Genomic DNA, 22,754 nt, shown 5'->3' with positions numbered 1-22,754 from the left:
GGTACCGCTCGCCGGGTGGCCGTCCGGCGGCGGGCGGCGGTCCCTGCCAGGGGCGGCCGGTCGATAGGATTGCGTCGCCGTTGACCGATGTGGTGGGAGGAGCGGGGCAGATGTCGTCGTTGGTGGTCGTCAAGCGTCCACCCCGTCGGCCGGCGCCCTCGCTGCCGTCCGGTGAGGTGCTCCTCGATCCGCCCCCGGAGGTGCCGGCGGCGGGCGGCCGGGGCTGGACCCGGATGCTGATGATCCTGCCGATGGCGGCCGGCGCCGCCGCGATGGGCCTGATGATGGGCATGCAGCGCGGTGGGGTGATGACCTATGTGGTCGGTGGCATGTACGGGGTCTCCATCCTGGGCATGATCGCCGTGATGGTGGTCAACCAGTCCGGTCCGGGCAAGCGCGAGATGGTCGAGTCCCGCCGGCAGTACATGCGCCGCCTCGCCCAGCTCCGGGCCCAGGTCCGGACGACGATCCGCCAACAGCGGGAGGCCATCCACTACCGGCACCCCGACCCGGACTCGCTCTGGTCCACGGTGACCAGTGGCCGGCTCTGGGAGCGGCGTCGGGGCGACGCCGACTTCAGTGTGGTCCGGATCGGGCTCGGCCCGCAGGAGGTGGCGACCCCGCTGATCCCGCCGCAGACCCGCCCGGTGGACGAGCTGGAGCCGCTCTGCGCGCTGGCGCTGCGCCGGTTCGTCTCGACCTACTCCGTGGTGCCGGACCTGCCGGTGGCGATCGCGCTGCGCGACTTCTCCCACGTCCACCTGCGCGGCGACGGGGACGCCGTGCGGGGGCTGGTCCGCGCGGTGGTGGCCCAGATGACCACCTTCCACGCCCCGGACGACGTGCTGGTCGCGCTCTGCGTCGCCGAGGACCGCCGGGCGCAGTGGGAGTGGGCGAAGTGGCTGCCGCACGCCCAGCACCCGTCGAAGCTCGACGCGGTCGGGCCGATCCGGCTCTTCGCGCCGACCGTGGTGGCGCTGGAGGCGATGCTCGTCGACGTGCTGGCCAACCGGCCGCGCTTCGACCCGGCGGCCACCTCGTCGGCCACGCCGTACGTGCTGGTGGTGGTGGACGGCGGCCAGGTCGCCGGGTCCGACCACCTGATGACCGAGGGTGGGGTCGCCGGGGTGACCCTGCTCGACCTGACCGGCCGGCCGCCCCGGCTGCTCGACGAGACGTCGGTGGTGCTGGACGTGGCCGACGACGGCACCATCTCCGGCACCACGATGGACGGCACCACCCGGGTCGGCCGGGCCGACACGCTGGACCCGGCGCGGGCCGAGGTGCTGGCCCGGGAGCTGTCCCCGCTGCGGCTCTCCGCCGCCTCGTACGCCGACCAGCCGGCCGTCGCCACCGACCTGGGCCTGGCCGACCTGCTCGGCCTCGGCGACCCGTACGAGCTGGACCTGACCGACGCCTGGATGAGCCGGCCCAACCGCAGCCGGCTACGGGTGCCGATCGGGGTCAACGAGAGCGGCCGGCCGATCGAGCTGGACCTGAAGGAGTCCGCCCAGGAGGGCATGGGCCCGCACGGGCTGCTGGTCGGCGCGACCGGTTCCGGCAAGAGCGAGCTGCTGCGCACCCTGGTGCTGGCGTTGACCGTCACGCACAGCCCGGAGATCCTCAACCTGGTGCTGGTCGACTTCAAGGGCGGCGCGACCTTCGCCGCGCTGGACCGGCTGCCGCACACCAGCGCCGTCATCACCAACCTGGCCGACGAGCTGTTCCTGGTGGACCGGATGCTCGGTGCGATCCAGGGCGAGATCACCCGCCGGCAGGAGCTGCTGCGCCGGGCCGGCAACTACGCCTCCCAGCGGGACTACGAGCGGGCCCGGGCCGCCGGGGTGCCGCTCGCCCCGCTGCCCAGCCTGCTGATCGTGGTCGACGAGTTCAGCGAGCTGCTCAGCGCCCGCCCGGACTTCATCGACATGTTCGTCCAGATCGGCCGGGTGGGCCGGTCGCTCGGCATGCACCTGCTGCTCGCCTCGCAGCGGCTGGAGGAGGGGCGGCTGCGCGGCCTGGAGACGCACCTGTCGTACCGGCTCGGTCTGCGGACCTTCTCCTCGATGGAGAGCCGCGCGGTGCTCGGGGTGGCCGACGCGTACGAGCTGCCCCGCTCGCCCGGTCACGGCTACCTGAAGGCCGGCACCGAGGGGCTGATCCGGTTCCGGGCCGCCTACGTCTCCGGGGCGGTCCGCCAGCACGGCGGGGTGCCGACCGTCGGTGGCCGGCAGATCGACCCGGTCCGCGACTACACCACGGAGTACGCCCCGCTCGCCACCGACGAGGAGCCGGACGAGCCGGTGGAGGCGCCGGTCGAGGAGCACGTCGGGGAGAGCCTGCTCGACGTGCTGGTGGCCCGGATGGAGGGGCGGGGACCGGCGGCCCACCAGGTCTGGCTGCCGCCGCTGGAGGAGCCGCCCACCCTCGACGCGCTCCTGCCGCCGGTGGTGGTGGTCCCGCAGCGCGGCCTGACGGTGGCCGCCGAGGACCGCCAGGGCGCGCTGCACGGCGTGGCCGGCATCGTGGACAAGCCGCTGGAGCAGCGCCGCGACCCGCTCTGGCTGGACCTCGCCGGGGCGGCCGGCAACGTGATGGTGGTGGGGGCCCCGCAGACCGGCAAGAGCAATCTGCTGCGCACGCTGGTGACCAGCGTGGCGTTGGGCAACACCCCGCGCGAGGCGCAGTTCTACTGCCTCGACTTCGGCGGCGGCACGCTGGCCGCGCTGAGCGGCCTGCCGCACGTGGGCGGGGTGGCCACCCGGCGGGAGGTGGACAAGGTCCGGCGCACCATCGCCGAGCTGCACGGTCTGATGCAGGCCCGGGACGCCCTGTTCACCACGCACGGGGTGGAGGGCGCGGCGGCGTACCGGCGGGCCCGGCGGGAGGGCCGGTTCCGGGACGACCCGTTCGGCGACGTCTTCCTGGTGGTGGACGGCTGGGCGACGCTGCGGGCCGAGTTCGAGGACCTGGAGCCGCTGGTCACCGAGCTGGCCAACCGGGGTCTCGGCTACGGCATCCACATCCTGGCCGCGACCAACCGCTGGATGGACGTCCGGCCGGCGGTGCGGGACATGTTCGGTGCCAAGGTCGAGCTGCGGCTGGGCGAGCCCGCCGACTCGGTGATCAACCGGCGGGCCGCGGTCAACGTGCCCGAGCAGCACGGCCACGGCCTGACCCCGGACGGCCTGCACTTCCTCGCCGGCCTGCCCCGGTTGGACGGCCGGCCCGAGGTGGACGACCTGCCGGACGCGCTCGCCGACCTGGTGAAGCGGGTCCAGCAGCACTGGACGTCGGCGGGTGCCCCGGCCGTCCGGCTGCTCCCCGCCGAGCTGCCCTACGAGGCGCTGCCCGCCGCGCAGGGTGGTGTCATCCCGATCGGCATCGCCGAGACCGACCTGCAACCCGTACGCCTCGACTTCACCGCCGAGCCGCACCTGCTCCTCTTCGGCGACATCGAGTGCGGCAAGAGCACCTTCCTGCGCGGGCTGGCCCGCAGCATCGTCGAGGGCAACGACCCGGCGCAGGCGCGGGTCATCCTGGTCGACTTCCGGCGCAGCCTGCTGGGTGCGGTGGAGACCGAGCACCTGATCGGCTACGGCACCTCGCAGCAGGTCACCGCCGACCTGGTCAAGCAGGTCGTCACGGTGATGAGGGAGCGGCTGCCCGGCCGCGACGTGACCTCGGAGCAGCTACGCGACCGTAGCTGGTGGAAGGGCCCGGAGCTCTACCTGCTGATCGACGACTACGACCTGGTGGCCGGCGGGGCGGTCAACCCGCTGGCCCCGCTGCTGGAGTTCCTGCCCCAGGCCCGGGACATCGGCCTGCACCTGGTGCTGACCCGGCGGATCGGCGGTGCCGGGCGGGCGATGTTCGACCCGGTGATCGGCCGGATCAGGGAACTCGCCTCCCCGGGCATCATGATGTCCGGGCCCCGGGAGGAGGGGGCGCTGTTCGGCACGATCAAGCCGCAGCGGTTGCCGGCCGGCCGGGGTTGGCTCTTCACCCGCCGGCACGGCGCCCAACTCGTGCAGCTTCCGCTGGTGCCGCCCCGCTAGCTGGCCCGGCCTGGCCCGGCCCGGCCGGCGGTGCCGGAGTCTCAGCCGGTGAGCTGTCGGCGACAGCAGGCCGACTGCCGGCCCGCGTGGACCCGTCGGGTGAGCGGCCACCGCTCGGCGGTTCCAGGCTCCTGCGGGCTCCCTGCCAAGCCGGTCCCGGGCCGGGGCTGCCCGTATCGCCACGAGCCCCGGCCACGGCGTTCTAGGCTCCGAGACATGGCGGCGGCGTGCCTGCCTCGAACCGGCAGATGAGCCGGGCAGTGCCGTCACCCCATGATCCACCTCCCGAGGCGCGAACTCGGACAGAGAGGGAGCACGCATGGCTGTCAAGACCAAGTCGCGTCCCGGCACGACGGAGATCCGGCCGTTCTCGGTGGACATCCCCGAGGCGGACCTCGCCGACCTGCGCCGGCGCATCGCGGCGACCCGCTGGCCGGAAAAGGAAACTGTCGACGACCAGTCGCAGGGCGTGCCGCTGGCGACGATCCAGGCAGTCGCGCGCTATTGGGAAGAGGAGTACGACTGGCGCGTGGTCGAGGCGAGGCTGAACGCCGTACCGCAGTTCATGACGACCATCGACGGGGTGGACATCCACTTCATCCACGTCCGCTCGACGCACGAGGACGCGCTGCCGCTCATCGTCACGCACGGGTGGCCCGGGTCGGTGATCGAGCAGATGAAGATCATCGAGCCGCTCACCGATCCCACGGCGCACGGTGCGCGCGCGGCTGACGCCTTCCACCTGGTGATCCCGTCGTTGCCCGGCCACGGCTTCTCGGGCAAGCCGACCGGGTCCGGCTGGAACCCGCAAAAGATCGCGACCGCCTGGACCGAGTTGATGAGGCGTCTCGGCTACTCGCGGTTCGTCGCGCAGGGCGGCGACTGGGGCGCGGTCATCGTGGACCAGATGGGCGTGCAGGCGCCGCCGGAACTGCTCGGCATCCACACCAACATGGCCGGCGCGGTCCCGCCCGAGATCGACAACCTGTTCCAGGGCGACACGACCGGAGCGAACAACGCCATGGGTTCGCTGCCCTCGGGTCTGTCCGACGACGAGATGCGCGCGGCCACGGAGTTGGACTACGTCTGGAAGCACGTTGCCTATGCCCTGATGATGGCGACGCGCCCACAGACGCTGACCGGGTTGGCGGATTCCCCGGTCGGTCTGGCGTCCTTCCTGCTCGACCATGACGCGCGCAGCCTGGACCTGATCTCGCGGGTCTTCGACGGAGCCACCGAGGGCCTCACCCGCGACGATGTGCTGGACAACATCTCGCTGTACTGGCTGACGAACACGGCGATCTCCGCGGCCCGTCTCTACGCGGAGAACAAGTTGTCCTTCTTCGCCGCCAAGGGGGTGTCCGTGCCGGTCGCGGTGAGCGTCTTCCCCGACGAGCTCTACGAGGCCCCGCAGAGCTGGGCCGAGCAGGCGTACCCCAACCTGATCTATTTCCACAAGCTCGACAAGGGCGGGCACTTCGCGGCCTGGGAACAGCCGAAGATCTTCTCCGAGGAGCTTCGTACCGCCTTCCGGTCGCTTCGCTAGCTGAGCGTGCCCGCCGCCGGGCCGGACCGGTGTCTCAGCCGGCTCGGCGTGGGTGGGACGGGCGGTGCCCAGGCTGGGAGATCACCGGCGAGGGGTGCCCAGCAGGTGTTGCTCGACCGCCGTCTGGCTGATCCACAGGTGCCGGTCCGCGCCGCCACCGACCAGGGTGAGCATGTCGTCGGCCATCACCTGGAGGAACCGGCCGCTGTCCGGGGGCAGTCGTAGCGCGTGTTGCGCCGTCGCCGACTCGGCGGCGGAGAGGCGTTGCAGGACGCAGAGGTCGCCGTCGCGCAGGGCCGGCGCGGTGCCGGGGTCGAGCCGCCGCAGCACGGTCAGCTCGGTCTGCCACGGCCCGAGGGTCGCCGGCCCCGCCGCGCCGGGCGGAAGGTCGTGCACGACCAGGGTGGGCTGCTGCGGGGTGCCGGTGGCCGCCATCGGGCGGCCGTCGACGCGTACCTCGACCCGGTCGCCGACCCGGCCCAGCGCCGCCGGGCCGAACCCGGCCCAGGTGCTCGGGTCGGCGGTGACCACGACGACCCGGGCGCCGAGCGCCAACGCCCGGAAGGCGATGAGCTGGCCCGCCCACACCCCACCGACCAGGGCGACCCGGGTGGGTTCGGGGCGGAACAGCCGAATCGTCACCGCGGCCCGGCGGCGGTCCGCGCCGAGCACCAGACCGGCGGCGTGCGGGGTGGGGCCGAGCCGGGCGAGCGCCGCCGGGGAGACCGCGTGGGTGCCGATCCGCAGCCGGGGCAGCCGACCGGACGGTCCGCCGCGACCGGGAGCGGCCTCGGGCCCGAGGGTGCGGGCCGGCGGCCCGGGTGGCCCCTGCGGGTGACTGTCGGGGGCGGCCAGCGGGCTGGCCAGAGCACGGGCCCGGGTCAGCGGCTCGGCGGTGGCCAGCGCGGTGGCGGTGGCCGTGGTGGTGGCGTCGGCGTCGGTCCGGGCCCGGGGCGCGCTCAGCGTCGGCGCGTCCGGTACGGCCGGCCCGGTAACCGGCGGCGCGGCGACCGGCGGTGGCGCGGCGGCCGAGGCGGCCGGCCCCGCAGGGCGCGCCCCGGCAGCGGCCGGCCCCTCGGGGTACGGTCCGACCGGGCCGGCCGGTCCCTCGGGGTACGGTCCGGCCGGGCTGCCGGGGGACGCGCCAAAGGTGGCCGGCACCGCTGACCGCCGCTCGTCTCCCGGTCCGGTCATCCCGCGCCACCCCCCGTCGGCGCCGACGCGTAGACCGCCGGGCCGTGCTCTCCGTCGAGCGGGAAGAGCTCCCCGCCCGCCTGCCGTACCCCGTCGACCGCCGGCCCGCAGAGCTGCGGTAGCAGCTCCGCCGGCCCGGTCACCCGGACCAGCCCCCGCAGGTCGAGGTCTTCGCCCGGACCGTTCGAGGCCAGCGTCAGCGACACCGTGACCATCGACGCCGGCACGGTCTCCAGCCAGCCGAGCATCGCCGCGGCCCGGTCGACCGGCGGCCAGCGGCGGATCCAGAACGACCGGTGGGCCAGCGGGCCGCAGTGCCACGCCGACCACTCCTCGCGCGACTGCTCCGGGCCGCCCGGGGCGAAGCCGCAGGAGCGGCCGACGGCGGCGAGCAGCTCGTGCGCGTCCAGCAGTCGGTGGTCGACGCCGCTGCGGCGCAGCGACTTGCCCACCTGGCGGGCCAGCGCGGCCACCACCGAGGGGGCGATGCCCAGGTCGACCGCGTAGTCGCCGACGGCCTCGGCCAGCGACCGCGCGTCCAGCCGGACCGCCACCCAGGTCGCGTGCCCGGCCGGGACCGGCGTGCCGCCGAAACCCGCCAGCAGTTGCCGGTAGGACTCCCGGGCCGGGGCGGCCGGGTCGTCACCCGGCCCGCCGGCGGGGACGGTGGTGGTCACCACCTGGAGCACGGTGCCCTGCTGGCCGGACTCGGTGAGCGCGGCGGCCAGCACGTCGAGCGGCAGGCTCGCCGGCGCGTCACCGGTCGGACCGGACGCGCCGACGGCGGCCACCGCGAACCAGCCGGCGTCGTCGCGGGCCACCCCGATCTGCGCCCCGTCGGCCATCGCCACGTTGCCCACGGAGAGGCCGGGGGCGAGCCGTTGCAGAGCGTCCAGTCCCGGGTCGGCGGCGACCGGCACCGTCGCGGCGGCCCGCCGCCGGTGGTGCCGGGCCAGCGCCCGCTTCTCCAGCCACCAGCGGCCCCGCGAGCGCAGGAAGACCACGGTGAGCAGGAGTACGCCGCACCCGGCGACGACCACCAGGACGGGCATCCCGAACAGCCCACTGGCGAGCACGCCCAGCAGCACCGCCTCCAGCAGGAGCAGTTGCAGCACGTGCAGCTCGCCGATCCGACCGGGCCGACGGCGCGGCGCCAGGTGCAGGCGGGCGTCGGGGTCGTCCGGCCGGAGTGCGGCGCGTGCCGGTCGTGGTGCTCCGGTCATCTCCGGCTGCTACCCCCAGACGCATCGACTTGTGTGGCCCACCCACGGCGGGCTGCCATCATCATAGGAACTCGGGGCACCCGCCCGGGGCCCGTGGGTCAGCCGACCCGGAAGCCGATCCGGGAGTCCGCCGCCGCGCCGTCCCGGTACGCGGCGAGGGCCGGCTTGTCCGAGTCGATCACCCAGTCGCCGGAGCCCTTCTGGTTGAAGTAGACGAACCCGAGCAGGTCGGGTCGTTTCCGCAGCGCGGTGAAGAGTTCGTCGACGGCGCGGCGGCGCATCGAACCCGGCTCGGCGCCGGTCTCCACGATGAGCAGTGGCCGTTGGGTGAACTTGCGGACCTGTTTGATGGTGGGTGCGAACAGTTCGTCGAAGGTCTGCTCGCCGCGCCGGGTGAAGTAGCCGTCGATGCCGATCCAGTCCACGTAGGAGTCGCCGGGGTAGAGCGGGGCGAGCTTGACCGACGGCACCGGGTTGACCACGTTCGGCGTCCAGGTCCAGATCACGTTGGTCGCCTCGGCCTGGGCGAACACGGCGTGGATGTGCCGCCAGGCGGCGACGAAGTCACGGGCGGTGTTGTCGTGTGCGCCCCACGGGTACCAGTGGCCGTTCATCTCGTGCGCGATGGTGAGGGCGATCGGCAGGTTGAGCGTGCGTACCGCGACGGCGAACTCCAGCAGGTACGGGTCGTGCCGGCCGGCGGCGATGTCCTTCAGCTTCGCCTTGAACGGCTCCCAGCGGACGATCGGCAACGCCCCGTACTGGTGGACCCGGCGGACCTCGGCGGCGGCGAACTCGTCGTCGAAGCTCTCGTAGATGGTGATGATGTTGGGCTTCTTGCCGACCAGGTCGGCGAACCGGTCGACCCGGCTCATGTCCTGCGGTGCCCCGCTGAGCGCCACCCCGAGGTAGCGGCCCTGCGGCCGGGCCAGCGGGCGGACGTCGTACACCGGTGGTGGGCCGGTGGGCGAGGCCGAGGCGCTGGGCTCGGCGGAGAGCCGGGCCGGGCGGCTGGCCGGGCTGGGGGCCAGCGCGGCGTAGCCGAATACCCCGATCACGAACATCGTCACGATGGTGAAGAGCTGGCGGGAGGTCACCGGGATCGCTCCGGCCGGATGTCCCTCGCCGGCTTGACCAGCAGGGCCTGCAACGCGACGGCCAGGTAGAAGGTGCCACCGAGGAAGGCGGGCGCGAAGGTCAGCAGGTCGTCGGTGATCATCCGGTGGGCCGCCAGGGCCGTCCACAGTGCCCCGCTGCCCGCCGTGCAGACGGCCATTCCCCACCACAGTCGACCCGTCCTGTTCTTCCGTCCCGTGCCGCCGGTGGGCTGCCAGCCCATGCTCTGCCCGCGCAGCAGGTCCCAGATCGCGAAGGCGTGCGACCAGCCGTAGACCATCTTGACGGTCCACGCCTCCACCCGGTACGCGCACCGGTGCCACAGCGGGAAGACGACCAGGTTGTAGATCAGGCTCGGCACGATCCACAGGTAGTTCGCCGGGGCCACCGACTGCGGGAACCAGGTGAGCAGCACGATCGGCACCAGCGGACCGACGAAGGTGAACAGCGCCGTGTGCAGGTAGTAGCAGAACCCGGAGAGGTACGACAGCCGGGTGCGCAGCCGCATCCGGGTGTTCCAGAACTTCGTCGACCCGAGCAGGCTCATCGAGCCCGCGCACCAGCGGTACTGCTGGGTGAAGAACGAGCTGACGTCGGCCGGGCAGAGGCCGGTGGCCAGCGGCACCGGCAGGTAGCGCAGCCGCCAGCCGCGTCGGCGCATGTCGAACCCGGTGTGCACGTCCTCGGAGTGCTCGATCAGCGTGGAGCCGCCGATCGCGTCGAGCGCCTCGCGCCGGTAGAGCGCGCAGCTACCGACGCAGATCGCCGCCTCGTGGTGCTGCCGGGAGACCTGCACCATCCGGTAGAACAACTCCTGCACCGCCCCGGCGCCGCGCTCCAGCCAGCCCTGCCCGGAGTGTGCCCGGAAGTACTGCGGGGACTGCACGATGCCGAGGTCGGGCTCGGCGGCCAGGTAGGGGACCATCTCGTCGAGCATGTCGTGCCGGGGGGTGAAGTCGGCGTCGAGCACCAGGATGTGCTCGCCCAGGGTGCGCTGGTAGGCGTACCGCATGTTGCCGGCCTTCTTGTACCAGCCCCGGTTGGGGCGGCGCTGGTAGACGAAGCCGAAGGCGAGCGCCATCGCCTCCCGCTCGTCGGTCGCCGAGTCGTCGAGGACGTAGACGTGCACCCGCCCCCGGTAGTGGTCGACCATCCGGCTGACGTGCTCCCAGGTGTTGCGGAGCACCTCGGTCGCCTCCCCGCACACCGGCAGGAAGACGTCCACCGAGGGGTGGGTGGCCGGCCGGAAGTCGGCGACCAGCTTCCGGTGCCGGTCCAGGTCGAAGCCGGGCGTGCCGATGTTCACCGCGACCGAGATCAGGTAGTAGAGGACGGTGAAGCCGAACAGCGGCAGCAGCAGGAGCAGCCACGGCGCCATCCGGACGAAGAGCAACTGGCTGGTGAGCAGCCCGGTGAAGCTGATGAACGAGACGATCATCAGGACCGGCAGGCGGCGCCGGCCGTACGCGGCCTTCTCGTCGTCGTCCGGGGGGAGCGGGAGCGACGGGTCGACGGTCGCCGGGCGGCCCAGCGCCGCCGGGGCCACCGCCTGCCGCGCCGAGGGCGCCCGGGGGCCCGGGACCTGTCCCGCCGGTCGATCTGCCGCCGGTCGACCCGTCGCCGGTCGACCCGGCCAGGGCGGCGGCACCGGCCCGTGCTGCTGCGGTACCGGCTCCTGTTGGGGTGGCACCGGCCCGTGTCGTTGCGGAGCCGGCCCGGGTTGCGGCGGCACCGTCGGGCGGCGGAACTCGGTCGTCTCGTCGGCCCGGCCGGCGCCGGCCGTGGTGGTCACTTGACCACCTCCGGCCTGCGCACCAGCAGGGCGATGCTGAAGCCCCGGACCCGCCAGGCGCGCTCCATGGCGTACGGCTTGAGCGCGGCCTCCTTGGCCGGCCCGAGCCGCTGCACCGGGTTGTCGAAGGCACCCTTGCGGACGATCCACACCCGGGCCGGGCGGCCCAGGCAGACCGGTACGTCCCGGTCGGCGCACTCCCGTGCGCCCAGCGTGCCCTCCCGGCGGGCCGGGACGGTCATCAGCACGTCCCGGGGCCGCCAGCTCTCGTCGACGTACCGGTTCACCGCGTCCCGGCTGGTGCGCTGGTCACCGGCGTCGAACGGGCCGTACACCAGGGTGTCGCCGGGTAGTGCGTGCGCGCGGAGCACCGCGGCGATGTCCTTCGTGCCCTGACTGTGGCCGGTCGCGCCCCGGATCTCCACCTGCAACGGGATGCCGAGCAGGCCGATCGCCAGCATCGCGGCGGTGCCCCGCAGCAGCGAGCTGCGCCGCAGCGCCAGCGAGGCCACCAGCGCCCAGGCCGGGACGGTGAAGAGCAGGTAGCGCGGCAGCCAGAGCGGGGTGATCTGGGCGGCGGCCAGCAGGCCCAGGGCGGGCAGCACCAACCAGGCGGTGGCGACCGCCGCCTGCTCCCGCATCGACATGCCGAGGAAGGCCAGCGCGAGCACCGCCCCGGCGAGCAGCGGGCCGCCGAAGAGGGCCTCCGGGGCGTCCGCCAGCCGGTCGAGGGTGACCGGCGGGATCCAGTTGATCTGCGTGCCGGTCTGCTGCCGGCCCAGCCAGAGCACGGGCAGCACGGGCAGCACCCCGACCACGGCCGCGCCGACCCAGCCGAGGAAGCCGCGCCGTCGGGGCGCCCCCCGCCAGGCCACCAGCGCGTGCGCGGCCAGCAGCAGCAACCCGACCAGATGCATCAGCCCGAGCAGCGCGACGACGACGGAGTAGGCCAGGTAGCGCACGAACCGGGGCCGTTCGAGCAGGCGGACCAGCAGCAGGGTGGCCAGCACGGCGGCGAGCACCGCGAACGCGTACGGCCGGGCCTCCTGGGCGTACCGGGAGGTGGTCGGCAGCACCGCGAACAGCACCCCGGCGACCAGCCCGACCCGCAGGCCGCCGATGCGCAGGCCGAGCGCGGCCACCAGGCTGGCCGCCACCGCCATGGCCAGCAGCGACGGCAGCCGCAGCGCGACGTCGGAGCTGCCGGCCAGCGCCACCCAGCCCCGCATCAGCAGGTAGTAGGGGCCGATGGAGGCGTCGACGTTGCGCAGCACCGCCAGGGCGTCGTCGAACCCGACGGTGACCATGCCCCAGGTGGCCAGCTCGTCCTCCCAGAGGCCGGGCCGGTTCAGCCCGATCGCGCCGAGGATGCCGACGATGGCCATCGGCAGCAGCCGGGCCAGGTGTCGCAGCCAGGGCGCGTCGAGCGGCTCAGGTGGGGCCGGCTGGTCGGCCTCGGTGGGCCGCCAGGGGGTCGCCGGATCCGGCGCCACGTCGGGGACGCGGACGATCAGGGCGGTCGGGGCGTCGCTCTTAGCGGTCATGGCCTTGGGGGGAGTCGCGGTAGCGGGCCGGTGCGGTTCGGAGGCACCGGTACGGGCAGGCGTGGTGCGGGCCGTCGACGGAGGGTCCGCACCGATTCTCGCACCGGCGGCCCGCCTCGGTGGTACCCCGGTCACCGGGTGGCGACGAGCAGGTCGTCCAGGACGAGGGTGCGCAGGTCGTCCCGGCTCGGCATCCGGCCCAGCGCGCGCAGCCGCCCGGACTGCGCCTTGCGCATCCCCTCCAGCAGCTTGCGCGCCTCCCGGGCGTTACCGAAGTTCTGGTCCCGGTCGATCTGGCCGAACCACTCCAGCAGCCCGTCCTCCAGGCCGTCGGCCAGCAGGTACTCGTCGTTGCGGGCGATCCGGTTGACGATGTCGACGAGCTGGAGCGGGCTGTAGTTCTCGAACTCCAGGGTCTTGGCGAACCGGGAGGCCAGCCCGGAGTTGGCGTCCAGGAAGGCGGCCATCTCGGTGGTGTAGCCGGCGACGATCACCGCCACCTGGTCCCGGTGGTCCTCCATCAGCTTGACCAGGGTGTCGATGGCCTCCTGGCCGAAGTCGCCGCCGGCGCCCCCGGCCCGGGACAGGGTGTACGCCTCGTCGATGAAGAGCACCCCGCCCAGCGCCTCGGTGAACACCGACGACGTCTTCTCCGCGGTGTGGCCGATGTACTGGCCGACCAGGTCCCGCCGGGACACCTCGCGGAACTGGCCGTTGGGCAGCACCCCGAGGGCCTTGAGCAACTGCCCGTAGAGGCGGGCCACGGTGGTCTTGCCGGTGCCCGGCGCGCCGGTGAAGATCAGGTGGTGGCTGACCGCGCCCACGGAGAGCCCGGCGCTGCGCCGCCAATCGTTGACCTGGATCTCGTCGATCAGCGAGCGGACCTCGGCCTTCACCCCGGCCAGGCCGATCATCGAGTCCAGGTCGGCGAGGAGTTCCTCGACCTTGTGGTCGTCCTGCCCGACGGCACCCCCGCTCGCGGTCGCCCCGGCCTTCGGCCGGGCGCTCGGCTCGGCCTCCCGGACCACGGTGGTGGCCCCCTCGGCGACCCGGATGCCCGGGGTGGCGGTCTGTTCGGTCCGGCAGCCCTCGACCGTCCCACCGCAGCCCCGGCCGAGGTCGATGCCGACGCCCCGGGTGTCGTGCACCCAGCAGTCCACGATGGTCGGGCCGCTCTGCAACGCCACCACGATGCCGGCGTCGCCGGTGCCGGAGATGTCGCAGCGCTCGATCGTGGGCCGGGCCGCCTGGTAGACGTACACGCCCCGGAAGCCGGCGTTGGCGACGGTGCAGTTGCGGATGGTCGGGTCGGCCCCCAGCCGGACGATGATGCCGTCGTCGGTGACGTCCCGGATCTCGCACTGCTCGACGGTCCCGCCGGCGTCGGAGACGACCAGCCCGTGCTGGCCGCCGGTGACGGTCACCTCGACGGCCTCCAGCCGGGCGCCGTCGCGTACCGAAACGGCCGCCGCGTACCCGGCGCTGACCTCGCACTTCTCCATCCGGAGCTGGCCGCCGGCGGCGTCGACGGCCGGGTAGTCGGCGCTGCGCAGGACCAGCCCCTGCAACACCGTCTCACCCCCGGTGCAGGCCACCGTCGGCCGGCCGGTGGCCCGACCGTCCACGGTGACCGAACCGGCCTCCCCGGCGGCCACCAGCCGGACCCGTCGGCCGTCCAACCGCAACGACTCGGCGTACACACCGGGTTCGATCTGGACGACCGCGCCGTCCGGCGCGATCTCCAACGCGTCCGTGATGGTCGGACAGGCCCCGGCTCGGTCAGGGGAGACAGTCAGCATGCGCACCATGGCCCCGCTCGGTCGTGGAAGGGACGGACCGGAACGCCGTCGGCATCCGGGTCGAAGGGTACCGGTCGGCCGGGGACGGTCTCGCGTCCGCGTCAGATGGTGAACGTCGCGTCGCGTATCGACGCGGCGACCTTGCGCACCTCGTCGGCGCGCTCCAGCGGAGCGGTCATCCGCAGCACGAGCTGGCGGTCGACCGCGTCCTCGGGGACGCTGCGCCAGTACGAGAGGTAGACCAGCCCGTACCGGGGCGTCCCGTCGACCCGGGCGGTCTCCGCCCAGGTGGTGAACTCGCCGCTGCGGATCCACTGCAACCCCCACGCCTCCTCCTGGCGGCGCAGTTCGGCGCGGCGCTCGTCGGTGCACAGCCGGGGGCACTGCCGTACGACGAGGTCCCCGCCGACGGTCAGCCCGTCGGCGGCCGGGATCCCGCAGCGGTACCGCACCGAGCCGCTGGTGCGTCCCGCCTCGGTGCAGCTCCAGTCGGCCGGGACCCGGAACGAGAACCCGAAGCCCGCCAGACCGGTGACGTCCCGGGTCCGGTCGGTGGCGGTGAAGGTGGGGGCGGCGGCCGGCCAGCCGCCACCGATCGGCGGCTCCACGCCGGGCTGGCGCGGCGGCGCGGTCGGCAGGCCCAGGTCGACGCTCGGGCTCGGGGTCGCCGTCGGGGTGCCGGTCGTGGTCCGGTCGGTGTCCGGCCCGTCGGCGACGAGGAGGCCGCCGACCGCGCCGAGGGCCAGCGCCACCAGGGCCACCAGCGCGAACCGGAGGAGACCCCGGCCCCGGCCGGGTGCCGCGGCGGGCGGCGGCCCCGGCGGGTACGACGACGGCGGCCCCGGCGGCCGGTGCGCGACGGTCGGCGGCTCGGTGCCGCCGGTCGACGGGTCGACGACGGGCACCGCCGGGGAGGTCGGCGCCACCGGTCCGGGCCGCTCGGCGACCGGTGGGGTCGCCGGCTCCTCGGCCGGTGTCGGGGTGAGCCGCTGCCCCAGCGCGAGGAACACGTGGGCGGCCCCCGCGCCCTGCTCGGCCGCGCAGGCCACCCAGGGCACCGGCCCGGTGTGGTTGGCCCCGGTGATCGGCAGGCCGTCCGAGCGGGCCAGGGTGTTGGCCGCCGCCGCGAAGGCGTCCCGCCAGCCACCCTCGGCGGCGGCCGGGGCCAGCACGGCCACGGTGAAGGGCCGGTCGGCGGCGTCGTGCGCGGCCCAGACCTCGCCCAGATCGCACGAACTCAACTTCCGGTGCAACGTGTACGGACCGACTGTCTGCATGCCACCCTCACCCCCATCGGATGGTATCGGCCCGGGGGTCGGGAGCCGACCGGCTCACCGGGCCTGGGCCGGTCAGTCGACCCAGTCGAGGGTGCGGGCGACCGCCTTGCGCCACTGGCCCAGCTCCCGCTCGCGGTCCGGGGCCGCCATCGCCGACTCCCACTGCGCGTCGGCGCGCCACTGGGCGCGCAGGGTGGCCAGGTCGGGCCAGAAGCCGACCGCCAGGCCGGCGGCGTATGCGGCGCCGAGGCAGGTGGTCTCGGTGATCCGGGACCGGACCACCGGCACGTCCAGCACGTCGGCGAGGAACTGCATGAGCAGCCCGTTGGCGGTCATCCCACCGTCCACCCGGAGCCGGCGCAGCGCCACGTCGGAGTCGGCGTTCATCGCGTCGACCACCTCGCGGGTCTGCCAGGCGGACGCCTCCAGCACCGCCCGGGCCAGGTGTCCCTTGGTGATGTAGCCGGTCAGCCCGGTGATCACGCCCCGGGCGTCGCTGCGCCAGTGCGGCGCGAAGAGCCCGGAGAAGGCCGGCACCACGTAGCAGCCGCCGTTGTCCGCCACGCTGGCGGCCAGCTCCTCGACCTCGGCGGCGGTGGAGATCAGCCCGAGGTTGTCCCGTAGCCACTGCACCAGCGAGCCGGTCACCGCGATCGCCCCTTCGAGGGCGTACGTCGCCGGGTGGCCGTCGATCCGGTAGGCCACCGTGGTGAGCAGGCCGTGCGTGGACGGCACCGGACTGGCCCCGGTGTTGAGCAGCAGGAAGCTGCCGGTGCCGTAGGTGCACTTCGCCTCGCCGGGCTGGAAACAGGTCTGCCCGAACAGGGCGGCCTGCTGGTCGCCGAGCGCGCTGGCCACCGGCACCCCGGCGAGCACCCCGTCGGCGGTGCCGTAGACCTCCGCCGAGCTGCGGATCGCCGGCAGCACGGCCGCCGGGATGCGCAGCGCGTCGAGCAGTTCCGGGTCCCAGTCGAGGGTCGCCAGGTCCATCAGCATGGTCCGGCTGGCGTTGGTCACGTCGGTGACGTGCCGGCCGGTCAGCTTCCAGACCAGCCAGCTCTCCATGGTGCCGAAGAGGACCTCGCCCCGCTCGGCGCGCTCGCGCAGCCCGTCGACGTGGTCGAGCAGCCAGCGCAGCTTCGGCCCGGCGAAGTAGGTGGCCAGGGTGAGCCCGGTACGGGCCCGCAGCCGCTCCTCGCCGTACGACCCGGCCAGCTCGCGCAGCAGCGGACCGGTGCGGGTGTCCTGCCAGACGATGGCGTTGGCCACCGGGCGGCCGGTGGCCCGGTCCCAGACGACGGTGGTCTCCCGCTGGTTGGTGATGCCGACCGCGGCCAGCCCGTCCGGGCCGGTGCCGGCGGCGGCCAGCGCGTCGTGGACCACCCGCTCGACGTTGGCCCAGATCTCCTCGGCGTCGTGCTCCACCCAGCCCGGCCGGGGGAAGATCTGCCGGTGCTCGCGCTGCGCGACGGCGACGATCTCGCCGGCCCGGTCGAAGACGAGGCACCGCGACGAGGTGGTGCCCTGGTCGATGGCGGCGACGTACGCTCCGGTCATTGCGGCACCGTACCCGGCCGGGCTGCCCCGGAGAACCGCCGCGACTCCGTACGATCTCCAGACGTGCGCGATATCGCCGTCTTCAGTGGAACCGCCCATCCCGAACTCGCCGCCGAGATCTGTGCCCACCTCGGGGTGCCGTTGCACCCGGTGCGGGTGTCCCGGTTCGCCAACGACTGCCTGGAGGTGCAGTTGCAGGCGAACTGCCGGGAACGGGACGTCTTCCTGATCCAGCCGCTGGTGCCACCGGTCCAGGAGAACCTGGTCGAGCTGCTGCTCATGATCGACGCGGCCCGGGGCGCGTCGGCCGGACGGATCACCGTGGTGCTGCCGCACTACGCGTACGCCCGGTCGGACAAGAAGGACGGCCCGCGCATCTCCATCGGTGGCCGGCTGGTCGCCGACCTGCTCACCTCGGCCGGCGCCCACCGGGTGCTGGCGATGACGTTGCACTCGCCGCAGGTGCACGGCTTCTTCAGCGTCCCGGTCGACCACCTGCACGCGCTGCGGGAGCTGGCCGCCCACTTCCGGGGCTACGACCTGAGCAACACGGTGGTGGTCTCGCCGGACCTGGGCAACGCCAAGGAGGCGGCGGCCTTCGCCCGGATGCTCGGCACCCCGGTCGCGGCGGGGGCGAAGCAGCGGTTCAGTGACGACCGGGTCACCATCAGCACGGTGATCGGCGACGTGGCCGAGCGGGACGTGATCGTGCTGGACGACGAGATCGCCAAGGGCAGTACGGTGGTCGAGCTGATGGCCCACCTGCGGGACCGCAACGTCCGGTCGATCCGGCTGGCCTGCACCCACGGGCTCTTCTCCAGCGACGCGCTGGAACGGCTCAGCGCCGAGGACGGGGTGCGGGAGATCGTCTGCACCAACACGGTGCCGATCCCGGCGCGGAAGCGGGTGCCGAAGCTGGAGGTGCTCTCGGTGGCGCCGGCGCTGGCCGAGGCGATGCGTCGGATCCACAACGGCGAGTCGGTCAGCGCGCTCTTCGGCTGACCGGGGCGGGCGGGATCAGCCGGCCACCGTGGTCGCGCTGATCCGTACCGTGGTGCCGGCCGTGCCGGTCTCGACCAGCATCGTGTCGCTGAGCTCCCGGGCCAGCCAGAGCCCCCAGCCGCCGGCGGTGTCCGGGGCGGGCCGGCTGCGGTCGTCGAGCCGCTGATCGCTGATGCCGTGGCCGTGGTCGGAGACCTCGCAGACCAGTTCGCCGCCGTGCCGCCAGAGACGCAGCCAGCCCCGGCCGCCGCCGTGCCGCACGGCGTTGGTGATCAGCTCGTTGACCGCGAGCACGAAGTCGTCGAGTCGCTGCCCGTCCAGGCCGGCGGAGTGCGCGCAGGAGGTGACCGAGTGTCGCAGCTCGGTCACCTGGGCCTGGTCGAATGCCTCGGCGATGAGAAGGGAAGGTTCGATGGGCACAACCGTACGCGGTGTGGGTGGTTCTGCGTTCGTCATGGGCCCTGTCCCGACAGCGGGTCTCGGAGAATTTCGCGCCATTTCTACCGTACGTCAGGGTTACCGATGACGCAGCGGCCGGTCCGGCGGGCCGCAGGGGTGGCTGTGGCATCGTGGCGGCCATGCCGTCGTCCCCGCCGGGTGGTTTCGAGGTCCCGCTCTGGCGGTCGGTCGCGGTCTTCCGCTTCGCCTCCCTGGCGTACGTCGGGATCCTGGTCCTGCGGGACGCCGACCGGTACGCCCACCCGCTCGCCGCCGGGGCCGTCCTGCTGGTGATGCTGGCCTGGTCCGGGGTGACCGCGGTCGGCTACGCCCGGCCCGCCCACCGGGGCTGGCCGCTGCTCCTGGCCGACCTCGGCGTGGTGCTGCTGATCCTGGCGGCGACCCCGTGGGTGGTCGGCCGCCCGGCGCTCGCCGCCGGCGTGCCCACCCTGGCCGTGGCCTGGCTGGCCGGGCCGGTGCTGGCCTGGGCGGTCTCCGGCGGGCGGCGGCGCGGCACGGTGGCCGCCCTGCTGGTCGGCGGCGCGGACCTGGCCAGCCGGGGGCGGATCGGCCAGTCCTCGCTGACCGGGGTGATCCTGCTGCTGCTCGCCGGCGTGGTGGTGGGGCACGTGGCCCGGCTCGCGGTGACCGCCGAGGAGCGGTTGCAGCGGGCGGTGGAACTGGAGGCGGCGACCCGGGAGCGGGAACGGCTGGCCCGCGACATCCACGACTCGGTGCTCCAGGTGCTGGCGCTGGTCCAGCGGCGTGGCGCGCACCTGGACGGGGAGGCCGGCGAGCTGGCCCGGCTGGCCGGCCAGCAGGAGGCGGCGCTGCGGGCGCTGATCGGCGGGGCCGGGCCGCCGCCCCCCGTCGACCCGGCCGGTGACGCCGTGGACCTGCGGACCCTGCTCGGCCGGTACGCCTCGACGGCGGTGCAGGTCGCCACCCCGGCCACCCCGGTCCCGCTGCCCGCTCCGGCGGCCCGGGAACTGGCCGCCGCGACGGCGGCGGCGTTGGACAACGTGGCGCGGCACGCCGACGGGCGGGCCTGGGTGCTGGTCGAGGACGAGGGGGCGACGGTCACCGTGTCGGTCCGCGACGCCGGCCCCGGCATCCCCGAGGGGCGGCTGGTCGAGGCGGCCCGGCAGGGTCGGCTGGGGGTGGCCCAGTCCATCCTGGGCCGGATCGCCGACCTCGGCGGCGAGGTGCGGATCGTCTCGACGCCGGGGGAGGGGACCGAGATCGAGCTGGTGCTGCCGAGGAGGGACGGATGACCGGAATCCGGGTGATGGTGGTCGACGACCACCCGATGTGGCGCGAGGGGGTGGCCCGGGACCTCACCGAGGCCGGGCACCAGGTGGTCGCGACCAGCGGTGAGGGACGCCAGGCGGTACGGGTGGCCGCCGCGGCCCGGCCCGACCTGGTGGTGCTCGACCTCCAGTTGCCGGACATCTCCGGGGTGGCGGTGATCCACGGGCTGCGGGCCGTGCTGCCGCAGGTACGGGTGCTGATGCTCTCGGCCAGCGGCGAGCAGCAGAGCGTGCTGGACGCGGTGAAGGCCGGGGCCACCGGCTACCTGGTGAAGTCGGCCGGCCCGGCGGAGTTCCTGGACGCGGTCCGGCGCACCGCCGCCGGGGAGCCGGTCTTCACCCCCGGGCTGGCCGGGCTGGTGCTGGGCGAGTACCGGCGACTCGCCGCCGGCCCGGCCGACACGGCGTCCGGCGGCGGGGACGACGCGGCACCCCGGCTCACCGATCGGGAGACCGAGGTGCTGCGGCTGGTGGCGAAGGGGCTGTCCTACAAGCAGATCGCCGGGCGGCTCGGGTTGTCCCACCGGACGGTGCAGAACCACGTGCAGAACACGCTGGGCAAGCTCCAGTTGCACAACCGGGTGGAGCTGACCCGCTACGCGATCGAGCGTGGCCTGGACGGCTGAGCGCCCTCAGCGCGCCTCGGGCGGCCGGGTCTCGTGGACGGCCAGCTCCTCGGCGGACGCGCCGCCGCCGGCCGCGCCCGCGTCGTACGCGACGTTGTCGGTCTCCTGGTCGGTGTGGGCGCCCTCGTCCGGATCGACCAGGCGGCCCACCTGGGCGTCGGCGACGGTGCCGAGTTGCCCGTGGTCGTAGACGGAGACCGGCGAGTGCGGGTCCGAGGTGGGGCCGGGGTCCATCACGTCGGCGTCGAGCTGGGCCTGCGCGGCGGCCTCCTCGTTGTCCGCCTCGGCGGCGATGTCCGGGTCGACCGGGCCGGCCAGCGGGTCGTCGGCGGCCCGCTCGTACTGCTCGCGGTGGAGCTTGTAGTCCAGCGACTCGCCGTCGAGCTGCTCGTCCGCGGTGGTGCCGAAGTGGTCGACCGCCACCGGGGTCCGGTCGCCGGGTAGCTGCGCCGGGTCCGGGCCGTCCGCCTCGCGGCCGGTCAGCACGTCGTCGTTGGCGGTCGAGTCGTCGTCGGCGGTGTCGGGCAGGCCGATCGCCTCGGGGTCGGACACGGGGGTCGGGTACTCGTCGTCGCGCATGGCTGAGCACTACCCACTGCCATGGCCCGGGTAACCGGGTCCACCGCCCGGGATCGGGACAGAACGGGATAATTCAGTCGTGGTGCCCGGACTCGTCGCCGGTGTGCAGCACGCACCAGACCACCATGCCGTCCGGCACCGGGGCGCCGCCCGCTCCCGATCTGCCAGGTTTCGGCTCGTCGGGGTCCGGTTAATGGGACGCTCTGACCGGAAGCCCACCCCTCGCAGATCGCATGGAGGTGCACCATGCGCGTCGGCCTCGTCTGCGCGCACGCCGGGCCGTCCCGGCACGCGGAAGGCCCTGTCGTCGGCACCCACGAGCACATCGCCCGGGTGGCCTGCGAACTGGCCGGGCGTGGCCACGACGTCCGATTGTACGAACGCCGTGACGACCCGGCCCTGCCGGAGCGCGTCGAGGTCGACGGTTACCGGGTGGAACGGGTGCCCGTCGGCCCGCCGCAGCCCACCGCGACCGCCGAGCTGATCCCGTACGTCGCCGAGTTCGGTCGTTGGCTGGCCGACGGCTGGGCGGGGGACTGGGCGCCCGAGGTGGTGCACGGGCACTACTGGATCGGGGGCCTGGCCGCCGCGCACGCGGCCCGCGAGACGGACATCCCGGTCGTGCAGACGTTCCACTCCCTCGGCGTCGAGCAGCTACGCCACCTCGGCCGGCAGTACGACGGCCCGGGCGAGCGGATCCCGCTGGAGCGCGCGCTCACCCGCGCGGTGGACATCGCCGTCGCCCAGTGCAACGACGAGGTCGACGAGCTGACCCGGATGGGACTGCAACGCACCTCGGTGGCGATGGTCCCGGCCGGGGTGGACGTCGCGCAGTTCCATCCCGACGGCGAGGCGGCCCCGCGCGACCGGCGGGCCCGCATCCTCTCCGTCGGCGGTCTCTCCCCGGGGCACGGTCAGGAGGACCTGATCCGGGCGATGCGGCTGGTCGGCGACGCGGAGCTGGTCATCGCCGGCGGTCCCCCGGCGGAGCAGTTGTCCACCCACGCCGAGGCGCGCCGGCTGTGCGAACTGGCCGAGCGGACCGGCGTCGCCGACCAGGTCAAGCTGGTCGGCGCGGTGCCGCACGACCAGATGGCGACCTGGTACCGCTCCGCCGACGTGGTGGCCTGCACCTCGCACTACTCCTCGGCCGGGCGGGTGTCGCTGGAGGCGATGGCCTGCGGTGTGCCGGTGGTCGGCTACGCCATGGGCGGGATCGCCGACGCGGTGGTCGACGAGGTCACCGGTCGGCTGGTGCCCCCGGGCGACGTCCGGACGCTGGGCGTGACGCTGCGCCGGCTGCTCGCCGACAACGCCGGGCGGTTCGCGTACGGGCACGCCGCGGTGGACCGGGTCCGGTGCAGCTACACCTGGGAGCGGACCGCCGGGGCGCTGGAACGGCTCTACGAGCGGGTGGTGGGCCGGCGCGACCCGGTCGAGGTGCCGGTCGTGGTCGCGGTCGAGGCCGGCACCGAGGTTGCGGTCGAGGCCGGCACCGAGGTCGCGGTCGAGGGGACACCCGCCGGCCCGGTCGGGGCCTGAGCGGGCGGGCGGTCCGGGCGGGCGGGACCATCGATGCCACCTCAGCTCCCTTTGGAGCTGATGACGTCAACGATTCACGATCCCGCGCCACCGGATGTGCCCTGCGGGCCGTGCTCGGCCCCGACGGCCCGAGCGTGGCCCGGCCGTGGGG

At 74.1% G+C, this 22,754-nt stretch carries 16 protein-coding genes; 6 read left to right on the top strand and 10 right to left on the bottom strand.

Annotated elements, in window-relative coordinates; all coding sequences use genetic code 11:
* Positions 1–110: 110 nt before the first annotated feature.
* On the top strand, positions 111–4,058 hold the full coding sequence (gene eccCa, locus ACIQG9_RS19910; protein ID WP_400404363.1) for a type VII secretion protein EccCa: 3,948 nt from the start codon (positions 111–113) through the stop codon (positions 4,056–4,058).
* 319 nt (positions 4,059–4,377) lie between these two features.
* On the top strand, positions 4,378–5,604 hold the full coding sequence (locus ACIQG9_RS19905) for an epoxide hydrolase family protein (protein ID WP_400404361.1): 1,227 nt from the start codon (positions 4,378–4,380) through the stop codon (positions 5,602–5,604).
* An 81-nt stretch (positions 5,605–5,685) separates the two neighbouring features.
* Here ACIQG9_RS19905 and ACIQG9_RS19900 read toward each other — a convergent pair whose 3' ends face one another.
* From ACIQG9_RS19900 to glpK, 8 genes are all read right to left on the bottom strand, one after another.
* Positions 5,686–6,798 (bottom strand): hypothetical protein, encoded by a 1,113-nt coding sequence (locus ACIQG9_RS19900; protein ID WP_400404359.1) that lies wholly within the window; start codon positions 6,796–6,798, stop codon positions 5,686–5,688.
* Positions 6,795–8,021 (bottom strand): type VII secretion protein EccE, encoded by a 1,227-nt coding sequence (locus ACIQG9_RS19895; RefSeq protein WP_400404356.1) that lies wholly within the window; start codon positions 8,019–8,021, stop codon positions 6,795–6,797. The genes ACIQG9_RS19900 and ACIQG9_RS19895 overlap by 4 nt, the downstream gene beginning before the upstream one ends.
* Positions 8,022–8,119: 98 nt before the next feature.
* Positions 8,120–9,118: a glycoside hydrolase family 26 protein gene (locus ACIQG9_RS19890; RefSeq protein ID WP_400404353.1), complete on the bottom strand. Its 999-nt coding sequence runs from the start codon at positions 9,116–9,118 to the stop codon at positions 8,120–8,122.
* Positions 9,115–10,929: a glycosyltransferase family 2 protein gene (locus tag ACIQG9_RS19885; RefSeq protein WP_400404350.1), complete on the bottom strand. Its 1,815-nt coding sequence runs from the start codon at positions 10,927–10,929 to the stop codon at positions 9,115–9,117. The genes ACIQG9_RS19890 and ACIQG9_RS19885 overlap by 4 nt, the downstream gene beginning before the upstream one ends.
* Positions 10,926–12,473: a glycosyltransferase family 39 protein gene (locus tag ACIQG9_RS19880; protein WP_400404347.1), complete on the bottom strand. Its 1,548-nt coding sequence runs from the start codon at positions 12,471–12,473 to the stop codon at positions 10,926–10,928. Before ACIQG9_RS19880 ends, ACIQG9_RS19885 begins: the two co-directional genes overlap by 4 nt.
* 131 nt (positions 12,474–12,604) lie before the next feature.
* Positions 12,605–14,281: a right-handed parallel beta-helix repeat-containing protein gene (locus ACIQG9_RS19875; RefSeq protein ID WP_400404345.1), complete on the bottom strand. Its 1,677-nt coding sequence runs from the start codon at positions 14,279–14,281 to the stop codon at positions 12,605–12,607.
* A 92-nt stretch (positions 14,282–14,373) separates the two neighbouring features.
* Positions 14,374–15,549, bottom strand: a complete 1,176-nt coding sequence (locus ACIQG9_RS19870) for a hypothetical protein (protein WP_400404342.1) — start codon at positions 15,547–15,549, stop codon at positions 14,374–14,376.
* A gap of 72 nt (positions 15,550–15,621) precedes the next feature.
* Complete coding sequence (glpK, locus tag ACIQG9_RS19865; RefSeq protein WP_400404340.1) at positions 15,622–17,106, bottom strand: glycerol kinase GlpK; 1,485 nt, start codon at positions 17,104–17,106, stop codon at positions 15,622–15,624.
* 63 nt (positions 17,107–17,169) lie between these two features.
* On the opposite strand from glpK, the gene ACIQG9_RS19860 reads away from it, so the two are divergent.
* The gene (locus tag ACIQG9_RS19860; protein WP_400404337.1) at positions 17,170–18,108 is read left to right on the top strand and encodes a ribose-phosphate diphosphokinase; all 939 of its coding nucleotides are present in this window, start codon (positions 17,170–17,172) and stop codon (positions 18,106–18,108) included.
* 15 nt (positions 18,109–18,123) lie between these two features.
* Here ACIQG9_RS19860 and ACIQG9_RS19855 read toward each other — a convergent pair whose 3' ends face one another.
* Entirely contained in the window at positions 18,124–18,564 is a 441-nt protein-coding gene (locus ACIQG9_RS19855; protein WP_400404335.1) for an ATP-binding protein, read from the bottom strand.
* 122 nt (positions 18,565–18,686) lie between these two features.
* On the opposite strand from ACIQG9_RS19855, the gene macS reads away from it, so the two are divergent.
* Together macS and ACIQG9_RS19845 are read left to right on the top strand one after the other, a co-directional pair.
* Positions 18,687–19,820 carry a MacS family sensor histidine kinase gene (gene macS / locus ACIQG9_RS19850; RefSeq protein WP_400404332.1) on the top strand — a complete coding sequence of 378 codons (1,134 nt, stop codon included), beginning with the start codon at positions 18,687–18,689 and terminating at the stop codon, positions 19,818–19,820.
* Positions 19,817–20,482: a response regulator gene (locus ACIQG9_RS19845; RefSeq protein WP_400404329.1), complete on the top strand. Its 666-nt coding sequence runs from the start codon at positions 19,817–19,819 to the stop codon at positions 20,480–20,482. Before macS ends, ACIQG9_RS19845 begins: the two co-directional genes overlap by 4 nt.
* A gap of 6 nt (positions 20,483–20,488) precedes the next feature.
* Here the strand turns inward: ACIQG9_RS19845 and ACIQG9_RS19840 are convergent, their stop codons facing one another.
* Positions 20,489–21,061 (bottom strand): DUF5709 domain-containing protein, encoded by a 573-nt coding sequence (locus tag ACIQG9_RS19840; protein ID WP_400404326.1) that lies wholly within the window; start codon positions 21,059–21,061, stop codon positions 20,489–20,491.
* Between the two features lie 246 nt (positions 21,062–21,307).
* Here ACIQG9_RS19840 and ACIQG9_RS19835 point away from each other — a divergent pair, with 246 nt between their 5' ends.
* Positions 21,308–22,603, top strand: coding sequence for a glycosyltransferase (locus ACIQG9_RS19835; protein WP_400404324.1), 1,296 nt, complete (start codon positions 21,308–21,310; stop codon positions 22,601–22,603).
* Positions 22,604–22,754 lie beyond the last annotated feature (151 nt).

Source organism: Micromonospora sp. NPDC092111, assembly GCF_044755745.1.
In the GTDB taxonomy this organism is placed as follows: domain Bacteria; phylum Actinomycetota; class Actinomycetes; order Mycobacteriales; family Micromonosporaceae; genus Micromonospora.
Note: the sequence above shows the minus strand (reverse complement) of the source record. Positions and strands in the feature narration are given on the sequence as shown.